This is a genomic window from Aureicoccus marinus (genome assembly GCF_002954325.1).
Taxonomy (GTDB): Bacteria; Bacteroidota; Bacteroidia; order Flavobacteriales; family Flavobacteriaceae; genus Aureicoccus; species Aureicoccus marinus.
Genome location: NZ_MQVX01000001.1, coordinates 1,748,371 through 1,768,093, shown reverse-complemented (window position 1 = coordinate 1,768,093; position 19,723 = coordinate 1,748,371). Strand labels below are relative to the sequence as shown.

Annotated in this window: 19 protein-coding genes; 18 read left to right on the top strand and 1 reads right to left on the bottom strand. The window is 46.4% G+C overall.

Annotated elements, in window-relative coordinates; translation table 11 throughout:
• Nucleotides 1–215 precede the first annotated feature (215 nt).
• The 4 genes from BST99_RS08265 to BST99_RS08250 are packed head-to-tail and all read left to right on the top strand — an operon-like array spanning nt 216 to nt 4,192.
• The gene (locus BST99_RS08265) at nt 216–1,058 is read left to right on the top strand and encodes a prephenate dehydratase (RefSeq protein WP_105002473.1); all 843 of its coding nucleotides are present in this window, start codon (nt 216–218) and stop codon (nt 1,056–1,058) included.
• Complete coding sequence (locus BST99_RS08260) at nt 1,055–2,215, top strand: pyridoxal phosphate-dependent aminotransferase (protein WP_105001377.1); 1,161 nt, start codon at nt 1,055–1,057, stop codon at nt 2,213–2,215. The genes BST99_RS08265 and BST99_RS08260 overlap by 4 nt, the downstream gene beginning before the upstream one ends.
• On the top strand, nt 2,212–3,105 hold the full coding sequence (locus BST99_RS08255; RefSeq protein ID WP_105001376.1) for a prephenate dehydrogenase: 894 nt from the start codon (nt 2,212–2,214) through the stop codon (nt 3,103–3,105). Before BST99_RS08260 ends, BST99_RS08255 begins: the two co-directional genes overlap by 4 nt.
• Before the next feature lies 1 nt (nt 3,106).
• Nucleotides 3,107–4,192 (top strand): bifunctional 3-deoxy-7-phosphoheptulonate synthase/chorismate mutase type II, encoded by a 1,086-nt coding sequence (locus BST99_RS08250; protein WP_105001375.1) that lies wholly within the window; start codon nt 3,107–3,109, stop codon nt 4,190–4,192.
• A gap of 51 nt (nt 4,193–4,243) precedes the next feature.
• On the opposite strand, the gene BST99_RS08245 is transcribed toward BST99_RS08250, so the two are convergent.
• Nucleotides 4,244–4,684 (bottom strand): hypothetical protein, encoded by a 441-nt coding sequence (locus tag BST99_RS08245; protein WP_394335611.1) that lies wholly within the window; start codon nt 4,682–4,684, stop codon nt 4,244–4,246.
• Between the two features lie 100 nt (nt 4,685–4,784).
• Here BST99_RS08245 and rsgA point away from each other — a divergent pair, with 100 nt between their 5' ends.
• From rsgA to BST99_RS08175, 14 genes are all read left to right on the top strand, one after another.
• Nucleotides 4,785–5,741 carry a ribosome small subunit-dependent GTPase A gene (gene rsgA / locus BST99_RS08240; RefSeq protein ID WP_105001374.1) on the top strand — a complete coding sequence of 319 codons (957 nt, stop codon included), beginning with the start codon at nt 4,785–4,787 and terminating at the stop codon, nt 5,739–5,741.
• Between the two features lie 5 nt (nt 5,742–5,746).
• A complete protein-coding gene (dtd, locus tag BST99_RS08235) occupies nt 5,747–6,199 on the top strand; it encodes a D-aminoacyl-tRNA deacylase (protein ID WP_105001373.1) in 453 nt (150 codons plus the stop codon).
• 53 nt (nt 6,200–6,252) lie between these two features.
• A complete protein-coding gene (locus tag BST99_RS08230) occupies nt 6,253–7,692 on the top strand; it encodes a DUF3857 domain-containing transglutaminase family protein (protein ID WP_105001372.1) in 1,440 nt (479 codons plus the stop codon).
• Nucleotides 7,596–8,153: a hypothetical protein gene (locus tag BST99_RS08225; protein WP_105001371.1), complete on the top strand. Its 558-nt coding sequence runs from the start codon at nt 7,596–7,598 to the stop codon at nt 8,151–8,153. Before BST99_RS08230 ends, BST99_RS08225 begins: the two co-directional genes overlap by 97 nt.
• Before the next feature lie 28 nt (nt 8,154–8,181).
• On the top strand, nt 8,182–10,128 hold the full coding sequence (locus tag BST99_RS08220; protein WP_181044187.1) for a DUF3857 domain-containing protein: 1,947 nt from the start codon (nt 8,182–8,184) through the stop codon (nt 10,126–10,128).
• A gap of 23 nt (nt 10,129–10,151) precedes the next feature.
• Nucleotides 10,152–10,490, top strand: coding sequence for a nucleotide pyrophosphohydrolase (locus BST99_RS08215; RefSeq protein ID WP_105001369.1), 339 nt, complete (start codon nt 10,152–10,154; stop codon nt 10,488–10,490).
• 198 nt (nt 10,491–10,688) lie between these two features.
• Nucleotides 10,689–12,632 carry a transglutaminase-like domain-containing protein gene (locus BST99_RS08210; RefSeq protein ID WP_146106247.1) on the top strand — a complete coding sequence of 648 codons (1,944 nt, stop codon included), beginning with the start codon at nt 10,689–10,691 and terminating at the stop codon, nt 12,630–12,632.
• 50 nt (nt 12,633–12,682) lie between these two features.
• A complete protein-coding gene (locus tag BST99_RS08205; RefSeq protein WP_105001367.1) occupies nt 12,683–13,921 on the top strand; it encodes a 3-phosphoshikimate 1-carboxyvinyltransferase in 1,239 nt (412 codons plus the stop codon).
• Between the two features lie 81 nt (nt 13,922–14,002).
• Nucleotides 14,003–15,052 (top strand): tRNA preQ1(34) S-adenosylmethionine ribosyltransferase-isomerase QueA, encoded by a 1,050-nt coding sequence (queA, locus tag BST99_RS08200; protein ID WP_105001366.1) that lies wholly within the window; start codon nt 14,003–14,005, stop codon nt 15,050–15,052.
• A 6-nt stretch (nt 15,053–15,058) separates the two neighbouring features.
• Nucleotides 15,059–16,111: a 23S rRNA (adenine(2503)-C(2))-methyltransferase RlmN gene (gene rlmN, locus BST99_RS08195; RefSeq protein ID WP_105001365.1), complete on the top strand. Its 1,053-nt coding sequence runs from the start codon at nt 15,059–15,061 to the stop codon at nt 16,109–16,111.
• Nucleotides 16,112–16,163: 52 nt separating this feature from the next.
• On the top strand, nt 16,164–17,144 hold the full coding sequence (locus BST99_RS08190) for a polyprenyl synthetase family protein (RefSeq protein ID WP_105001364.1): 981 nt from the start codon (nt 16,164–16,166) through the stop codon (nt 17,142–17,144).
• A gap of 74 nt (nt 17,145–17,218) precedes the next feature.
• Complete coding sequence (locus BST99_RS08185) at nt 17,219–17,785, top strand: RNA polymerase sigma factor (RefSeq protein WP_105001363.1); 567 nt, start codon at nt 17,219–17,221, stop codon at nt 17,783–17,785.
• A gap of 5 nt (nt 17,786–17,790) precedes the next feature.
• Nucleotides 17,791–18,555: a hypothetical protein gene (locus BST99_RS08180; protein WP_105001362.1), complete on the top strand. Its 765-nt coding sequence runs from the start codon at nt 17,791–17,793 to the stop codon at nt 18,553–18,555.
• Between the two features lie 44 nt (nt 18,556–18,599).
• A complete protein-coding gene (locus tag BST99_RS08175; RefSeq protein WP_105001361.1) occupies nt 18,600–19,691 on the top strand; it encodes a hypothetical protein in 1,092 nt (363 codons plus the stop codon).
• The last annotated feature ends 32 nt before the right edge of the window (nt 19,692–19,723 follow it).

Genomic DNA, 19,723 nt, shown 5'->3' with positions numbered 1-19,723 from the left:
AAAGGCGAGTCTGTTGAAAAATTCAAAAAAATACCGCTTGGTTCTTTGCAAAATGGTGGCAATGGTTAAATTAGCCATCTATGAGTTTGATTAACACGTATTTCTGGAACGGATATTATTTCTTTTTTGCCAAAGGCAGGGAGGGACTTTTCTAGTAATATGCAACTAAAGTATATGTGAGTCTCGACCAAAGCGTTCGAGGCTTTTTTTTTGCGATGAATTTAAAGATTGCCATACAGGGAGTAGCAGGATCCAATCACCACCAGGTGGCTCTGGATTATTTTGGTTCGAAGATCACGCTGGTTGAGTGTCTCTCTTTTGATGCTTTGGTGCAAGCGCTGCTTAGCCAAAAGGCCGATCAGGCCGTGATGGCGATCGAAAACTCTATCGCCGGCTCCATCATTCCGAATTACGCTTTGGTCCATCAACACCAAATCGCCATAACCGGGGAGCACTACCAATCTATTCGGCACCATATCATGGCAAGCGCTGGACAGAAGATGGAACAAATAGAAGAGGTGCACTCCCATCCGATGGCGCTTTTGCAGTGTAAAGATTTTTTGGGACAGTACCCGCACCTCAAATTGGTTGAAGCTGCCGACACCGCTTTGGTGGCCCAGCAGATTGCAGAAAAAGGATTGTCTCAGGTAGCTGCCATTGCACCACCGATGGCGGCACAGATGTATGGTTTGGAAGTCCTAAGAGAAGATGTTCAGACCATTCAAAATAACGCGACCCGTTTTATCGCCTTGCAGCTGCGAGATCAATTGGAGTTGGAAGCAACCAAGCAGGGAGAGATTAATAAGGCATCTTTGCGCTTTATCACGGATCACAAAAGGGGTAGTCTTGCTACTGTACTTAATGTCATGAGCGATTGTCATTTGAATCTGACCAAGATCCAATCCCTGCCCGTTATTGAGACCCCATGGAAGTACGCCTTCTTTGTGGATGTCACCTTTGAAGAATACCGTCACTTTGAAAAGGCCCACGCCTTATTGACCATAATGACCGAACACTTCCAGGTTTTGGGAGAATACACAAACGCCTTGAAATCATGAACACGGCTAAACGACTTCAACAAGTAGAGGAATACTACTTTTCTAAAAAGCTGCGGGAGGTCAGACAACTGCAGGCCGACGGAAAGCCCATCATCAATTTAGGTATAGGGAGCCCGGATTTGGCGCCTCATCCCAAGGTGCTTATGGCTTTGCAAGATGCACTCGGGCATCAAGGCGTGCACCAATACCAAAGCTACCAGGGAATACCTGCCCTCCGGGAGGCGATGTCGGGCTTTTACAAGAGTTTTTATCAGGTTGAACTCAATCCGCAATCGGAAGTTCTCCCGCTGATGGGTTCCAAAGAGGGCATTATGCACATTAGTCTGGCTTTTCTTAATCCAGGCGATCGTGTACTCTTACCGGATCCGGGTTATCCCACCTATGCCTCTGTAAGTCGAATGGTGGAAGCCGAAGCATTGACCTACTCTTTGAGCGCCGAGAACAATTGGTTTCCGGATTTGGACGCCTTAGAACAGGAAGACCTCCGTGGAGTTAAACTGATGTGGATTAACTACCCCCATATGCCCAGTGGCGCGAAGGCGGAACCGGATCAATTAAAAGCGCTTCTAAACTTTTGTAAACGCAACGAAATACTTCCTATCAACGACAATCCTTATGGCCTGATCTTAAACGATGAGCCTTTGAGTTTAATGCGGTTGGCGATGGAAATGCAGGTGTCTGCCTTAGAATTGAACAGCTTGAGTAAATCCTTTAATATGGCCGGTTGGCGCGTGGGAATGCTCGTCGGTTCGGCGGATCTTATTCAAGCGGTATTGAAGGTGAAAAGCAATATGGATTCCGGTATGTTTTATGGGATTCAACAGGCTGCTGTAGCGGCACTCCAAACCGATAAGCAATGGTTGTCTGAATTGAATAGTACCTATGCGAAAAGACGGGACGCTGTTTGGACCCTGGCTGAGCAATTGCAGTGCGAATTCTCGGAAAAGAGTTCAGGTCTTTTTGTCTGGGCTCAATTGCCAAAAGGGGCGAAGAACTCCGAGGCCTATAGTGATGAATTGTTGTACGAGCACTCCTTATTTGTCGCTCCGGGGACTGTTTTTGGTCCCTCAGGGGAAGGATTTATACGCTTCTCGCTTTGTGTTGAGGAAGCCCGAATTCAAGAAGCTGTGCAACGTGTAAAAGCAGGTGGATCATGAAGACAGTAATCGTCAAAGGATTGGGGTTAATGGGAGGATCACTGGCCAAGGACATGAGGCCTTTGTATCCCGAGGCGGAGTTCGTTGGTATGGACGCTAAGCAGTCTCATGAGCAGAAAGCGGTCGAGTTAGGTTTGGTGGATCGCATTGGTACGGCCGATGATTTTGACAGGGCCGATATGGTTGTGCTTTGTATTCCGGTCAATGCCTTGCCAGATGCTTTGGTTGAAGTGATGGATGCCATACACCAAGACTGTTTGGTGTGGGACACCGGTTCCACTAAGTCCCAGCTGTGTAAACGCTTGAGTAACCACCCGAAAAGGCATCAATACGTGGCAGCTCATCCTATTGCGGGTACCGAAAATACAGGCCCGGAGGCTGCAATTAGTGGGCTTTTTCACGGCAAGACCAATATTGTTTGCGAAGTAGAGCGCAGCGGTTTTGAGTTCCAGGAAAGAGCCAGGGAATTGTTTCAGGCCCTGGGAATGCGTATCCGATTTATGAATCCAGATACCCACGATCGTCAGATTGCCTTTGTTTCGCATCTTTCTCATATCAGTTCTTTTATGCTGGGCAAAACGGTCATGCGAGAGGAGCAGAGTGAAAGAGACATTTTTGACATGGCGGGTAGTGGATTCGAAAGTACGGTTCGCTTGGCCAAGAGTTCACCGGCCATGTGGACACCCATATTTGAACAAAACAGCCAAGCCGTTCTTGAGGCCCTCGGCGACTATATTAAACACCTGACAGAATTTAAAAACAAAATGGAGGAGGAGCAATGGGAAGAGCTCTATGCTGAGATGGAAAAGATCAACGGGATCCGATCCATCCTGGAAGGAATTCCGGGCACCCCTTCGGCCAAAACAAAAGAAGAGATACAAAAACAATAGCATGGAAAACACGAAAGAATTACGAACCTGGTTGGACGATATGTCTTTGCCGCATCCTTTGGTCATTGCGGGACCTTGTAGTGCAGAAACAGAAGAGCAGGTCATGCGTATCGCGCACGATCTCAAGGATACCGATGTCAACTTTTACCGCGCCGGGATTTGGAAACCCAGAACCCGACCAGGAAATTTTGAGGGAGTTGGTGCTATTGGATTGAACTGGCTCAAAAGAGTAAAGGAGGAAACCGGACTGAAGACAGCCACGGAGGTTGCCAACAAAGCCCATGTAGATTTGGCTTTGGAGGCCGATATTGATATGCTCTGGATCGGAGCCCGTTCTACGGTAAGCCCTTTTATCGTTCAGGAAATTGCGGATGCTTTGGAGGGAACGGACAAGGTGGTTTTGATCAAAAATCCGGTAAACCCGGATTTGGCCTTGTGGCTTGGTGCAGTTGAGCGTTTCTACCAGGCGGGGATCAAAAAATTAGGGGTTATTCACCGTGGATTTTCGACTTATGAGAAGACCAAATACCGCAATATTCCGGAATGGCAAATGGCCATTGAACTGCAGACCCGTTTTCCTGATCTGCCACTCATCAATGACCCCAGTCATATTACCGGAAAGCGTGACATGGTGTTTGATGTTGCTCAGACGGCCTTGGACCTCAATTTTGACGGTTTGATGGTCGAGACCCACTGGGATCCGGATAATGCCTGGTCGGATGCTGCTCAGCAAGTAACGCCAGAACGCCTCGTGCAAATGATGGAAGACTGGAAAATCAGAAAGGTGACCGATGAGGAGGCAGAATACAATAAGGAAATCACCCAATTGCGGGCTCAGATTGATGTGGTAGACAACCAGCTGATCGATATTTTGGGCAAGCGGATGAAGGTTTCGGATCAAATTGGAACCCTCAAAAAGAAGCGTAATGTGGCGGTACTACAGACCAACCGCTGGAATGCTATTCTGGGGAATATGATATTGGAAGGAGAGCAAAGAGGACTGAGTGAAGAATTTGTTCTGCGCATGTTTAAAGCGATTCACCAGGAATCCATCAACCACCAGAAGAAGATTATTCACAAAGTGTAGAAATAAAAAAGGCCCGGGAAACCGGGCCTTTACTTTGAATAGGGAAATTCTTTAGCGCTTAAAGATATAGCGGGTTATAAAAATTCCTTTTCCATCTCCCTTGCCGCCGTCACTTTCTACAGCTGAAGTGACAAAGGCCAATTCCCATCCTTGTGCGACCATGTCCGTGATCAAAGAACTGATCAAGGCGTCGTTGGCTGCAATGTTTTGGAAACGAATACCACCGAGGTTGTAAAAGTTCAACAACTTGGTCTCTGAAAAATTCTTAACTCGGATGTCACCACGCTTGGATTTGTTGCGTGTGTTGTCCTCGTCTGTCTGGGAAGAGGTGTACTCTTTGTAGTCTTTGTCTTCGTTGTGCATCACGATTCGGGAACGACCAAGCCCATTGGGAACAATGGATTCAACACTTGTTACAACGCGATACTCCTGTGCTTCCATTTGGGTCATTCCCAAGGTCAACAGGACAACAAGCAATACTTTTTTAATCATGATTTTTTGGATTAAGGTTTATCAATGTTAAGAGTTAACGGACAAAGAAGAAAATTGTTTCTTTGCTTACCGGAATGAAATTATCAACAACAATGCCGAAGTGGTAGGACAGGTCTATAAATCGACAGGAAGCTGGTATGAGGTTAAAACCGCGGAAGGCAAGCTCTACTCATGCCGTATCAAAGGCAAGTTTCGGTTGGCTGGAATCAAAAGCACCAACCCCATCGCCGTTGGGGATTGGGTCGAATTTGAGCTTCAGGAAGAGGAGACCGAAGAATCAGGTGTAATCCACGTCATTCAGGAACGCAAGAACTACATCATCCGCAAATCGGTCAACCTGTCTAAACAAGTACACATCATCGCTTCTAACCTGGACCAGGTCTTTTTGATGGTGACCTACAACAATCCGACGACCTATCCACGCTTTATCGATCGGTTTTTGGTCACAGCAGAGGCTTATGATATTCCGGTAGTGCTTCTTTTCAATAAAATGGATACCTATTCCGGCGAGGATTGGGAAGAGTGGCAATTTTTAATTCATACCTACCGAACGATTGGTTACCACTGCATGGAGATCTCGGCCCTCGAACAGACAGGCTTGGAAGAAATTCGGGAGCTCATGATGGACAAGGTGAGTATGTTTGCCGGGAATTCAGGCGTAGGGAAGTCCACCTTGGTGAATGCCTTACAACCGGGTCTCAACCTCAAGACACGAGAAATTACCGAACAGCACGCCCAGGGTCAACACACCACCACCTTTGCCGAGATGTATGATTTGGATTTTGGAGCTCGGATAATTGATACTCCCGGGATAAAAGGATTCGGTGTTGTGGACATGGAAAAAGAAGAAATAGGCGATTACTTTCCTGAGTTTTTCCGCTTAAAATCCGAATGCAAGTTCAATAACTGTCTGCACTTAGACGAGCCCAAATGTGCTGTAAAAGACGCCCTGGACCAGGGAGAACTGTTTTGGAGCCGCTATCGTTCCTATGTTCAATTACTGGAAGGAGAGGAAGATTCCTATCGCTTGGATCCCTTTTCCGAAAACGAAAACTAAACTCAATGCGTGTATTGCTTCAACGGGTAAAAGAAGCCAGCGTGGTTTCGGATGGAGAACTGACCGGCGAAATCAAACAGGGTATCCTGGTCTTGGTCGGAATCGAAGAGGCCGATGGTCCGGAAGATATCGAGTGGTTGTGCCGAAAAATCACCCAGGTGCGCATCTTTGCTGATGAAGAAGGGGTGATGAATAAAAGCGTGCTGGATATTGGAGGTGAAGTGCTGGTAGTCAGTCAATTCACTTTACACGCGAGCACCAAGAAGGGTAACCGACCCTCTTACATACGCGCCGCTAAACCACCGGTGGCCATACCCTTGTATGAGCAGTTTCTTCAAGGACTCCATGTCGCTCTCGGTAAAACAATCCCCGCCGGAGTCTTTGGTGCCGATATGCAAGTGCGACTGCACAACGATGGCCCGGTCACTTTATGGATAGATTCTAAAAATAGAGAGTGATTTTTTGGTCGATTCTTAAAGATTTTTAATCTTAGTCTCAGCCAAACCAACACATGAAAACCATTAAACTAATTGCGTTACTGGTATTCACTAGTAGCCTTTGTGCCCAGTTTAAACCCCTCCCCCCATCACAGATTCCCGACAGCCTCAAAAGAGGGGCCGATGCTGTTGTGCAGGAATCCATTGAAGAAGTAGAGATCCTTTCTACCGGTATGATGCATCGAGAGATCCGCAAATGGGTCACCGTATTCAACCAGGAGGGTCGCGAAGCCATTCGCATGATTGCCTACTACGATCCAGGGGTGAAAATCAAGAATCTCGAGGCCGAAATATTCAACGCAGCCGGGAGTTCCATCAAAAAATACAAGTCCAAAGACTTCGAAGATTTTGCAGCCGTTTCAGGTATTTCCCTTTATGAGGATTCCCGAGTAAAGTACCTCCACTACGTGCCGCAGAGTTTTCCGTACACGGTGTACTTTTCTTATAAAGAAGAGAGTGGAAATACCGCTTTTTTACCCCGTTGGTACCCGATTGAGCAGTATGGGGTTTCGGTGATGAGCAGCCAAATGGAACTGCGTTACCCGATGAGCCTTAAACCACGGTTTAAAGAATGGAACCTCGAAAAATTTGGGGTTGAAAAGGAAGTGGGGCCTGAGAAATCAAGCTTTCGGTTTCCACCGAGGGCAGCCCTAAAAAGAGAGGCATTGAGTGGACCTATCTATGAGGTTGGGCCGACGGTCTGGCCTGCGCTCAACAAATTCAGGTTAGAGAATGTCAATGGTGAAGGAGCTGATTGGGAAAGCTTTGGCCGTTGGCAGTACGAGGAGTTAATCAAGGGGCGTGATGCCTTACCGCAATCCACCATTTCTGAAGTAACCTTGTTGCTGAAAGGGATCACCGATCCCAAAGAGAAGGCTAAGCGCATCTACGAGTACGTGCAGGAGAACACCCGATACATCAGTGTACAACTCGGTATTGGGGGTTGGATGCCCATCAGTGCCGAGGAGGTCGACCGCGTGAAGTATGGCGACTGTAAAGGCTTGACCAATTACACCAAAGCCTTACTGAGTTCACAGGGCATTGAATCCAATTATGCAGTGGTATGGGCAGGGTCTCAAAAGCGCGATATGGTGAGTGATTTTGCTTCTATGCAGGGGAATCATGCCATCTTAAATGTACCGATTGACGGAGAAGATATTTGGTTGGAGTGCACCAGTCAAACCCTTCCTTTTAATTACTTAGGGGATTTTACGGATGACCGACTGGTCTTGATGGTCACTCCGGATGGAGGGGAGATCAAAAGAACCCACCAGTACCTGGATGACGACAACACTACCAACAGTGAAGTGGCCTTTAGCATCAGCCTGAAGGAAATTTTGCCGGGAGCTACAAGGCGGTGCATGGAGGAATTGCCTATGATCACAATTACACCTGGGCAAAGGAAAAAGAAAAGGACATCAAAGAACACTACAAGGAGCGTTGGTCGGATTTGACGGATATCTCGATTGATGGCTACCAGTTTACCAATAATACCGATGAGGTCCTTTTTGAAGAAAGCGTCGACCTACAAGCACGTAATTACGCTCAGTTTGTTGGACAAGAGATGTTGTTTCGTCTAAACCCATTGGATCAGAACACCTATGTTCCGAAGCGTGTGCGCAACCGGGAAACCGAGTTCAGTATTGCCCGGGGTTATACGGATAGGGTCGTTTCTGTGGTGCAATTGCCTGAAGGGTATTCCCTAGAAAATATTCCGGAGCCGGTACTGCTTCTTTCGAAGTTTGGGAGTTACACCTCCAAGGTAAAACGTCTGGAAGACGGTAAACTTCAATATGAGCGAACTTTTAGTTTGAAGCACGGTAAATACCCGGCGGAGGACTACGAAACCTACCGCAAGTTTCGTCGCAAAGTAGCCGGTCATGACCGGGCCCGAGTTGCTGCTCAAAGGATTTAAAAATCATTCACACTTTATAACCATAACCATGAAAAAACCATTCGTTTTTATCATTCTCTTTGTATTGACTTTTTCAGTTTCAGCTCAGGATATTCTCAAGTTTGGGAAAGAAAATATCGATGAGGTCAGAGAAGAGTTTTACCCCCTCGACAGTACAGCCAAGGCGGTCTATTTATACAAATACCGCAATTCCTACTACCAGTACTTTACGGGATCTGGGTTTCAATTGGTGACGGAGATTCATGAAAAGATTAAGATTTATGATCAGGACGCCCTGGAATACGCTACCCAGGTCGTTAGTCTATACAATAGCCGAGGGTCTTATGAACGTATTTCGGACCTCAAAGGGTATACGTATAACTGGGAGCCTACTGGACTTAAAAAAGAAAAATTGGGGAAGGAATCCATTTTTAAAGAGGAGGCATCGGATAACCGCACACGCATTCGTTTTACCCTCCCCAACGCTAAGGCCGGAAGTGTTTTGGAGTACAAGTACAAGGTAACTTCTCCCTTTTACTACAGTATTGACGAGTTTGTATTTCAGGAGGATATCCCGACTAAAAAGGTCATTGCCATTCTCAATATCCTGGAGTGGTTTCGATACAACCAAATGCAGAGAGGGGTTGCCTACTTAAAACCGACCATCACCCCCGTATATAACAATACACTCGAAACCAATGCCAACAAGATTGTTTATGAATTGGATAATATTCCTGCCTTGGTAGAGGAAGACTACGTGTCCAATATGGACAACTACCGACTGGGGATGAAGTTCGAGATTGCTTCCGTTCAAATTCCAGGTCAAACGTTTACCAACTACGCCAAGTCCTGGGATGATGTGGTGAAGACCATCAGTAAGGCTGATCGCTTTGGGTCTGAGCTAAAACGAGATAGGTATTTCCGGGATGAGCTGCCAGGGATTATTGCCAATGCGGCTTCTCCAATGGACAAAATGAACACGATTTTAGCTTATGTCAAGCAAAAGGTCAAATGGGATGAAGGCTATGGTGTTTTCTGTGCAAAAGGGGTACGACAAGCCTACGAAGAAGGATCAGGAAATTCCGGTGAAATTAACCTGATGTTGGTGGCGATGTTGCGTGCGGCAGGCTTGAATGCCCAGCCTGTTCTCTTGAGTACACGTTCTAACGGGGTGCCGCTCTTTCCTACTTTGGATGGATTGAATTTTGTGATTGCCGCCGCAGAAGTAGACGGCAAGGAGTACTTGATGGATGCGACCGACCCTTTTTCTACTCCGAATATTCTGCCTGTTCGAGACCTGAACTGGATTGGGCAAAAAATGAATTCAACCGGAGGGACCGAAATGGTGCCTCTGACGCCGTCTATCAAAGCGGTAGAGACCACTATGGTCAACGCGACCTTAAGTGATGCCGGAGAATTAGAAGGTTCTTGTAACTCCCGATTTACAGGTCACTATGCTTATTTACTTCGAAAGGAGTACTTGGGCGGTACGGAAGATTCGTATTTGGAGGAGCTGGAGAAGGACAATGGAGAAATTGAAATTGACGATTTTGCAATTAAGCAAGTCGAGGATTTGTCTAAGCCCCTGAGTCAATCCTATTCCTTTTATAAAGAGAACGTTCTAGAAACTATTTCGGGGAAGAAGTACCTCAATCCCCTTTTGTTTCTAACGACCTCTAACAACCCATTTACAGCGGATACCAGAGAGTATGCTGTTGAATTGGGCTTTCCTCAGCAAGACCGTTACATGGTAAATGTTGAATTGCCTGCGGGTTATTTAGTGGAATCTTTACCAGCGCCGGTTCGGATGGCATTGCCCGAAGGAGGAGGAAGCTTTCAATACAGCGTATCCCAAGTGGGTCAAAAGATTCAGTTGCAGTGCAACTTTAGCTTGGATAAGGCAGTTTATGCCCCTTCTTTTTATCCTATGCTCAAAGAGTTCTTCAATCAAATGATTGTAAAAAATCAAGAAAAGATTGTCTTGGTAAAGGCGTAATTTAGCGTCCTAAAGCGAGAATAGTGGAATTAAAGGGAGCCCAGCAGGCTGTTGATCAGTGGATACAGGAACACGGAGTTCGTTACTTCAATGAGTTGACCAATATGGTCCAACTTACCGAAGAGGTCGGCGAAGTGGCTCGTATCATTGCCCGTCGATATGGGGAACAAAGCGAAAAAGAAAGCGATAAGGCTAAGGATCTCGGAGAAGAGCTGGCGGATGTTGTTTTTGTAGTCCTCTGTTTGGCCAATCAAACGGGGGTGGATTTACAAGAAGCCTTTGACCGTAAAATGGATTTGAAGAGCAAGCGAGACCACGATCGTCACCACAATAATCCCAAACTCAAAAACAAGGAAAACTAGGGGTTTATCTGTGGTTTTCCTTTGTTTTTCTGGGTTTTTTGCCCCGGTATTTCTTTTGGCCATCCTTCAAAAGAATACTACCTTGACGCAAAACCAAACCACTTAAATAACCACACTTTCACTTCTGCAAAAAAAACCACATCGTACTGCGAATTTCTTGTAGGTAGGATGAATTAACCACCACCAAAAACCACATTTATGAAAAAGCAACCAGTGTTGTTCCTTCTAGTCATGCTCTTTTTTATCGGTCTGAATGCCCAAGAGGTCAAATTCGGCAAAGAGGATTTGGCCGAGGTACAAGAAACGGTTTATGCCAAAGACAGTAGTGTCGCTGCCGCATACCTTTACAAGTACCGCTATACCTATTACGAGTATTTAGAGGGAAAGGGGTTCTTATTGAATACCGAGATCCACGAAAAAATTAAAATTTACACCAACGACGGGCTGGAGTACGCTTCTAAAAGTATTCCCTTGTCCAAATTCGGAAGTCGGGTCGAACGCTTCTCGGATCTCAAAGGCTATACCTACAACTTAGTGGATGGGAAAGTGGTAAAAACGAAGCTGGGGAAGGAATCGATTTTTACCGAAGAGCAGTCAGAAAACATTATACTACGAAAGTTTACGATGCCAGAGGCCAAAGAAGGCTGTGTTTTGGAATACAAATACAAAATCAGTTCTCCTTTTTACTACAGTATTGACGAGTTTGTATTTCAGGAGGATATTCCGGTAAAAAAACTGTTTGCTAAAATGAGTATCCTGGAGTGGTTCAAATACAACCAGGTACAAAAAGGGTCTCGTTATATAAAGCCTTTGACCAGCTCGCGTTTAAACAGTTCAATTGGGATCGCATCCAAAGAGATGACCTTCAAATTGGATGATATCGAGCCCTTGGTAGAAGAGAGTTTTGTCGCCAATATGGACAATTACCGCCTGGGGATGAATTACGAGATTGTGTCGGTCGAAATTCCAGGGGTCATGTACGAGAGTTTTGCCAAGTCTTGGGAGAATGTAGCCGAATCTATCTATAAAACCCAAGGGTTTGGCGGAGAACTGCGGAAAAATAGTTTTTACAAAGCGGATGTGGAAGCTCTGCGACAAGAGTATTCCAACCCCTACAACCTGATGTACGCCGTCTTTAATCAGGTCAAGAGTAAAGTGCAATGGAATCAGAACTACGGGGTTTATGCGGATCAGGGAGTCCGCTCTGCCTATATGAATGGTAAAGGGAGTGTAGCGGATATCAATCTACTCTTGGTTTCTATGCTCAATTCTGCGGGTATTTCGGCTTATCCTGTCTTGGTCAGTACCCGTCAGCATGGTGTTCCCATGTTTCCGACAATCGATGGGTTTAATTACGTCATTGCCTCTGCAGAAATCGAAGGCAATCGCTTTTTGTTGGATGCCACTGATCCCCTTTCGATTCCCAATATTCTTCCACTGAGAACCTTGAATTGGGTTGGACGTCGAGTAGGAGAGGGAGGACGCTCCAGTCGGGTGAATTTATATCCCTTGATTAAGGCTTCCGAAACCACCATGATCAATGCTAAATTGGAGGAGTCAGGTGAATTGGAAGGGCAGTGTAACTCTCGGTTCGGAGGACATTCCGCCTATATGACCCGGGCTGGATATTTTAGCGGAAGCGAAGAATCTTATGTGGAACGCATGGAGTCCGGATGGAATATCGAAATAGACTCTTTGTCCTTTGGGAAATTGAAACAATTGACCCAGCCTCTCAACCAGAAGTACTCTTTTTATAAGGAGAATGTGCTGGAAGAAATTTCAGGAAAATACTACCTCAACCCGATGTTGTATATGGAAATTACCAATAATCCCTTTACGGCGGAAGAAAGAGCTTATACGATCGAATTGGGTTACCCACGACAAAACCGATTCTTAATCAATATTGATTTGCCGGAAGGGTTTGACGTAGAGCACATGCCGGAGTCCTATCAGCTCGCTTTGCCTCAGAATAGCGGAATTTTTCAGTTTAGTTTGTCCCAAGTTGGGCGTCAAATTCAATTGCAATGTAATCTGAATTTAAACTATTCCACCTACTCTCCGGATTATTACCCTGCCCTGAAAGAATTCTTTAATCAGGTTTTGGTCAAAAATCAAGAAAAGATTGTCTTGGTAAAGACGTAATTTAGCCTCTTAATCAAATTTGAGCCAGTTCAGTTGATCTGGTCTGCAATATGAAGGTCGTTTTAGGAGAACAACATGAACGTGTGTTGAAAGGACGGGTCCGCTTGACGGGCTCCAAAAGTGAGTCAAATCGTCTGCTTATTCTTCAGGCGTTTTATTCCAACCTGGAATTGACCAATTTATCCAATGCAGACGATGTTCGCTTTATGCAGCGTGCCTTGTCTTCACCGGATGCTTTGGAGGTCGATATTCACCATGCCGGTACCGCTATGCGTTTTTTGACGGCTTTTTTAGCCACCCAGAACGGTCGTGAACTGGTGCTTACGGGTTCGCACCGCATGAAGGAAAGGCCCATCGGTATTTTAGTGGAAGCGTTGCGCTCTATGGGGGCTCAGATAGATTATGACGGTGAGGAAGGTTTTCCTCCCTTAAAAATCACCGGTAAGGCACTGACCCAAAAGCAGGTGCGAATTCCAGCCAAGGTTAGTAGCCAGTACATTTCTGCCTTGTTATTGATCGCCCCCTCCCTTCCTGAAGGTCTTGAGATCGAGTTAATCGGCGAGATCACCTCCCGGCCTTATTTAGAGATGACCCTTAGTTTGTTGGAGCGGATAGGGGTAGAGACCCACTTTGAAGGGCAACGAATTCGAGTGGAACCCCAAGCGGATATAGCCGTCCAGAGTCAGGCGGTCGAATCGGATTGGAGTGCGGCGAGTTATTACTACAGTCTGATCGCTCTTTCTCCGGTCGGTAGCCAAATGCATTTGTCTGTATTAAGAGAAGACTCCCTCCAGGGCGATCGCGTTTTAGCAGAGCTATACGAGGCCTTCGGTGTAGTAACCCGCTACGAAGATCAAGGGGTGTTACTAAGCAAAGAAAGAGAAGCGAATTCGGTTTTTGAGGCCGACCTCAAAGATGCTCCGGACATTGCCCAGACTTTGGCGGTGAGTTGCCTCGGTCTTGGAATGCGCTGCGATATGAGGGGATTACACACCCTGCCGATTAAAGAAACAGATCGCTTGGCTGCCATGAAGACAGAGCTCGAGAAATTTGGTGCTGAGGTCGAAATTACCGATCGCTCCCTTCATCTAAAAGCTTTTGAAGGAGATTTGTCATCAGTTCCGCAGGTCGATATAGAAACCTACCACGATCACCGCATGGCCATGGCCTTTGCGCCACTGTGTCAAAAGGCAAAAATGCGCATTTTGGAGGCGGCTGTGGTTTCTAAATCTTATCCGGATTTCTGGAAAGACTGGGCCGCCTTAGGCCTATGGGTAGAGGAAGAATAAGGGCTTTAAGTAATTAAACTCCTATTTACTTGACAAGGGGGTAGCCCGGATTGTATATTTGCGGGCTAAAATCGAGAACCTTTGAAGCTTTCCAATTTTAATTTCGAATTACCACAAGAATTATTAGCTGAATACCCAGCCGAGAACCGCGATGAGTCCAAACTCATGGTCATCCACCGCGAAACGGGGAAAATCGAACACAAGATGTTTAAAGACCTGATCGATTATTTCGATGAAGGTGATGTTATGTGTTTGAACAATACCAAGGTATTCCCTGCTCGTCTTTTCGGTAATAAAGAAAAAACAGGAGCGCGTATCGAGGTTTTCTTATTGAGAGAGCTCAACGAGGAGCAACGCCTTTGGGATGTGCTCGTGGATCCTGCGCGTAAGATCCGTATCGGAAACAAGTTGTACTTCGGAGAGGACGAAAGTTTGGTAGCCGAGGTGATCGACAACACGACTTCACGCGGACGTACCCTTCGCTTCTTATACGACGGTTCTTATATCGATTTTAGACGCAAAATGCGTGAGCTTGGAGAAACGCCTCTGCCCAAGTACATCAAACGCGATGTAGAGCCCGAGGATGAACAGCGTTACCAAACGATTTACGCCAAGCATGAAGGAGCTGTAGCCGCCCCGACAGCGGGTCTTCACTTTTCAAAGCACCTCCTAAAGCGTCTTGAGATCAAAGGAATTGACTTTGCGGAAGTGACATTGCACGTTGGGTTGGGGACTTTCAATCCGGTAGAGGTCGAAGATCTTTCTAAGCACAAAATGGACAGCGAGGAATTGGTGATTGATGAAAGAGCGACAGAGATCGTAAATAACGCCAAAGCCCAAAAGAGAAAAGTATGCGCTGTAGGTACTACGGTGATGCGTGGACTAGAGAGTGCCGTTTCTTCAGAACGTTCTCTGAACACTTTTGAAGGCTGGACCAACAAGTTCATCTTTCCTCCTTACGAATTCAGCATCGCTGATGCGATGATTACCAACTTTCACCTGCCAAAATCAACCTTGTTGATGATGGTATCGGCCTTTATGGGGCACGATTTGATGAAGAAAGCGTACAAACAAGCCATCTTAGAAGGCTACCGCTTCTACTCTTACGGTGATGCCATGTTGATTCTTTAAGAACTTATGGGTAGGGTCAGGGATATACGCTCGCTTCCTAAGGAAGAGCTGACCCGGAAATTGGTCCAGCAGGGCCAACCTTCTTTTCGTGCCAATCAGATATACGAATGGCTCTGGAACAAATCGGCTCGTACTTTTGAAGACATGACCAATTTGCCGAAGGACCTTCGGCAGTGGCTCGATGAGAACTATGCTATTCAAGCCATTGAAGTGGACAAGCTGCAGCGAAGTTCTGATGGCACCATCAAGAACGCGGTGCGTCTACATGATGGGTTTGTAGTGGAATCGGTATTGATTCCAACAGACACCAGATCAACGGCCTGTGTTTCGAGTCAGGTCGGGTGCAGTTTGGACTGTACTTTTTGTGCAACCTCCCGTTTGAAGCGGATGCGCAATCTGGAGCCTGGCGAAATTTATGACCAAGTGGTTACCCTGAACACCCAAAGCCAAAGCTACTACGGTCGTCCTCTTTCTAACATTGTCTTTATGGGGATGGGGGAGCCTCTGATGAACTACCCGAACCTCATTGCCTCCATTGAAAAAATTTGTTCACCAAAGGGACTGGGGATGGCAGCCAAACGGATTACGGTTTCTACCTCGGGAATTCCCAAGTTGATTAAAAGACTGGCAGAAGAGCCTTTTAGATTCAATCTGGCAGTTTCCTTGCATTCTGCCATAGAAGAAACACGTAACCGCATCATGCCTTTTACAATGCGCTTTCCTCTCGAGGATTTGCTGGATTCCCTTAAGTACTGGTATGAGCAGACCGGGCGATCCATCACCTTTGAGTATGTGGTTTGGAAGGGAATCAATGATCAACCGAAGGATGCACAAGCTTTGGTACGCTTTTGCCGAGCGGTACCCAGCAAGGTGAATTTGATTGAGTACAACGCAATCGGTGACCCTCTTTTTCAGCAAGCGGACGCAGCCGCTATTGACCTTTACGTCGGTACGTTGGAGAAGGCTTCGATCACGGTGACCGTGCGCCGATCACGTGGGCAGGACATCGATGCGGCCTGCGGACAGCTGGCGAACAAATCAGTAGAGAAGGAAGCGTAATTTTAGGCGGTATTTTGCCTATTTTTATACCCTGAATGCTAGAGGGAAGGTATTGAACGTTGTCGCTCAAATTAAGGAACCCATCGCCCGGGAAATGGATCTTTTCGAAGATAAATTTCGGGATTCCATGATTTCTCAGGTTGCCCTTCTCAACCGGATCACTTATTACATCGTTAACCGCAAAGGGAAGCAAATGCGCCCTATGTTCACCTTCCTAGTGGCCAAAATGCTAGGGGGGGGCGAAATTAATGACCGCAGCTATCGCGGAGCCTCGATTATTGAGCTTATCCACACCGCCAGTTTGGTCCACGATGATGTTGTCGATGACAGTAATAAACGCCGCGGATTCTTTTCGATCAACGCCCTTTGGAAGAACAAAATTGCTGTTTTGGTTGGGGACTTTCTCTTTTCAAAAGGGGTCTTACTTTCTCTAGAGCACAATGATTTTGATTTGCTCCGCATCATCTCTGGTGCTGTCCGCGAAATCAGTCAGGGAGAACTTCTTCAAATTGAAAAGGCGAGACGTCTGGACATTACAGAGGAAGTCTACTACGATATCATTCGCCAAAAGACGGCTACGCTGATCGCCGCCTGTTGCGCGATTGGGGCTTGTTCGGTGAAGCCGGAAGCAGAGGAAGAAATCGAAAAATTTCGCCTCTTTGGCGAGTTGGCTGGGATGGCCTTTCAGATCAAAGACGACCTCTTTGATTATGGCACACAGAGAATCGGTAAACCCACCGGGATTGATATCAAGGAACAAAAAATGACCTTGCCCTTGATTCATGTACTAAACCAGAGCAGCCCCAAAGAAAAGAAGTGGCTGATCAATTCGGTCAAAAACCACAACAAAGACAAAAAGCGAGTGCAGGAAGTCATTGCCTTTGTTAAAGAGAAGGGCGGTTTGGAGTATGCCGAATCCAAAATGATGGAATACAAAGACCAGGCTCTGCAATTGCTTTCTACTTACCCTGAGTCTCCCTACAAAACCTCCCTTCACCTGATGGTGAATTATGTTGTGGACCGAAAAATTTAATTTTTTTCGCCTTCAGGCAACCTTTTGGCAGGGGTGTTGCGTCTATCTAATAAACAAGCCAAAAAACAGCATTTGTGAGCTTATTTTCCATTCATGGGACCGAAAAACCCTCTATCCGCAAAGCAGCCGGAGGGGATCGTCGGGCCCAGCAATGGATTTATGACCGCTATTCTTCATTAGTGCTTTCGGTTTGCAGGCAGTACATCAAAGACATGCACTATGCGGAGGATGTCATGGTCATGGCCTTTGTCAAGGTGTTTAAGCACTTGGGCGATTTCGAACACAAGGGGAGTTTTGAAGGCTGGATTCGGCGAATTGCCGTTCGGGAATCCATCAGTTTTTTGAGAAAGAAACAGTTTGTGGTGTACGATGAGGACCAGTTGACTGCAGCAGAGCCAAGTGCAGTAACCTGGAGTGATAATTTAGAGCTGGATTACATTCAGCAAATTATTGATCGTCTTCCCGAAGGTTATAAAGTGGTTTTTGTTCTTCACAGCGTGGAGGGCTACTCACATCCCGAAATAGGAGAGTTGCTCGGAATTAGCCCAGGCACCTCAAAGTCGCAACTGTTCAAAGCGAGAAAAATGATTCAGGATTTCCTGGGTCCTCACTATTTGGAAAGAAGTGGGACAAAAATTTAAAGGGTATGAAACAGGACGAATGGGAGAAATCGGTTAGCGAGAAGCTGAGGGAGAGAAGGCTCCCTCCGAGACCGGAGCTTTGGGATCGTATAGAAGAGGAATTGGGCTCGGAGAACAGTTCTTCGCAAAGAAGGGCTTTGACCTTTCATCAATGGCGATGGGCCGCGGTGTTCCTGGCGCTTTTGGGCATTGCTTCTTTATTCTGGTTTAGCAATTCGGCTGATGATGGGGCCGCTATCGAGAAGCAGTTGGTTGAAAAGGCTCTGCAACCGACCAATTCACCAACAATTGAGAAGGCAGAGTCTCCTGAAGAGGTCGCTGAATTGCCCGTTGAAGAGACACCCGTTGAACCGAAAGTTGAAGCGGAGTTTGTTGAAGAAATGCCCGAGCCGGTTGCTCTGGAGGATCTGCCTAAAAAAGAGGAGCTGGCCACAGCCTTTGCTGAGGCACCAACCGAGAAAGTGAGTACGCTAGAACAGGCCATTGAAGAAAAATCAAAAAGACTCTTGGAGGAAGTACTGGCCCTTGAGTCAAACGGAAACCGAGTAACTGATCAGGAAGTGGATTCCCTTCTCAGGTTAGCCCAGGCTGAATTGTTGGCCGAGCGAAGCCTTGACCGCAAGGATTCTCTTTTCCTGGATCCAATGGCTCTACTGGCCCAGGCGGAGTATGAACTGGATAACGATAAGAACTTCAGAGACCGCCTTTACGATTCGCTTAAAGAGAGCTTTCATAAAGTGAGTACGGCGGTCGCTCAACGCAATCAATAAATCGAGTTTATTCATCAATCAATCATCAATCAAAATTCAAACACATGAAATCAATTCAACGAATTTCGTTCCTCTTCCTATGCCTTTTGGTCTTGGGAAGCAGCTATGCACAAACCACGGATTACGAGAGTAAGATCAGGGCATTGAACCTGAAAAAAGAGAAAATTAAGGAGCAGGAAAAAGCGGCGCTAAAGGCCGAAATTGAAGGGGTGGAAACGCGCCTGCGAAAAGGTGAAGTCACCCAGGACGAGGCTCAGAAAGAAAAGGAAGAATACGCCCGCAAACGCGCTTTGAATATCGAAAATCGCATCGCCATTGTCGATAACCAGATTGCCCTTTTAGAGCGGAATAAGGGGGAAGAATTAATACTTCAGCGCAGTGATACGGCCGCTTATACTCAGATCCGATTTGGATGGGGAAATGGTGATGAGGAAGACATTGAGCAGTTCTTTGGTTTCAGTATCAAGAACAACGACAGGAAGAACAAGGTCAAATACGATCGTCGCACCTACTCTGACCTGGTGATGACCTTTGGACTTAATGATGTTATTGTCGGAGGTGATGCCGGAAGCGGTTCCCCTTACGAAATCGGATCCAGTCGCTTTTTTGAATTGGGATGGCAGTGGAGAAGCCGTGTTTTTGAAAAGAGCAACTGGCTGCGGTTCCACTACGGACTTTCTTTCCAATTCAATGGCTTGAGCCCGGAGGGCAACCGCATCTTTGTGACCAATGGAGACCAGACCGAGCTCATCGATCCAGGGTTCAATGTGCGCAAGTCCAAACTGCGAATGGATAACCTGATCATCCCGGTCACTTTTGAAATCGGCCCTTCACGTGTTCGTGAAAGAAATGACCGCATTCGCTACTCGATTCACCGCCAATTTAGATTGGGTTTTGGGGGCTATGCTGGGCTTAATATCGGGACCCGTCAAAAATTGAAGTACGATCAGGATGGGGAACGCATCAAAGACAAGTTAAAGCGAGACTACAATACCGGAGATTTTGTCTATGGACTTCACCTGTATGCTGGTGTTGGCGGGGTATTGGTCTACACCCGCTATGAGTTGAGCCCCTTCTTTACGAATGCAGCGGTCGATCAAAATCTTATTTCTCTGGGACTACGCTTCGATATGTAGGCACGATCTAGTAAATTTAGGTTTGCTAATTT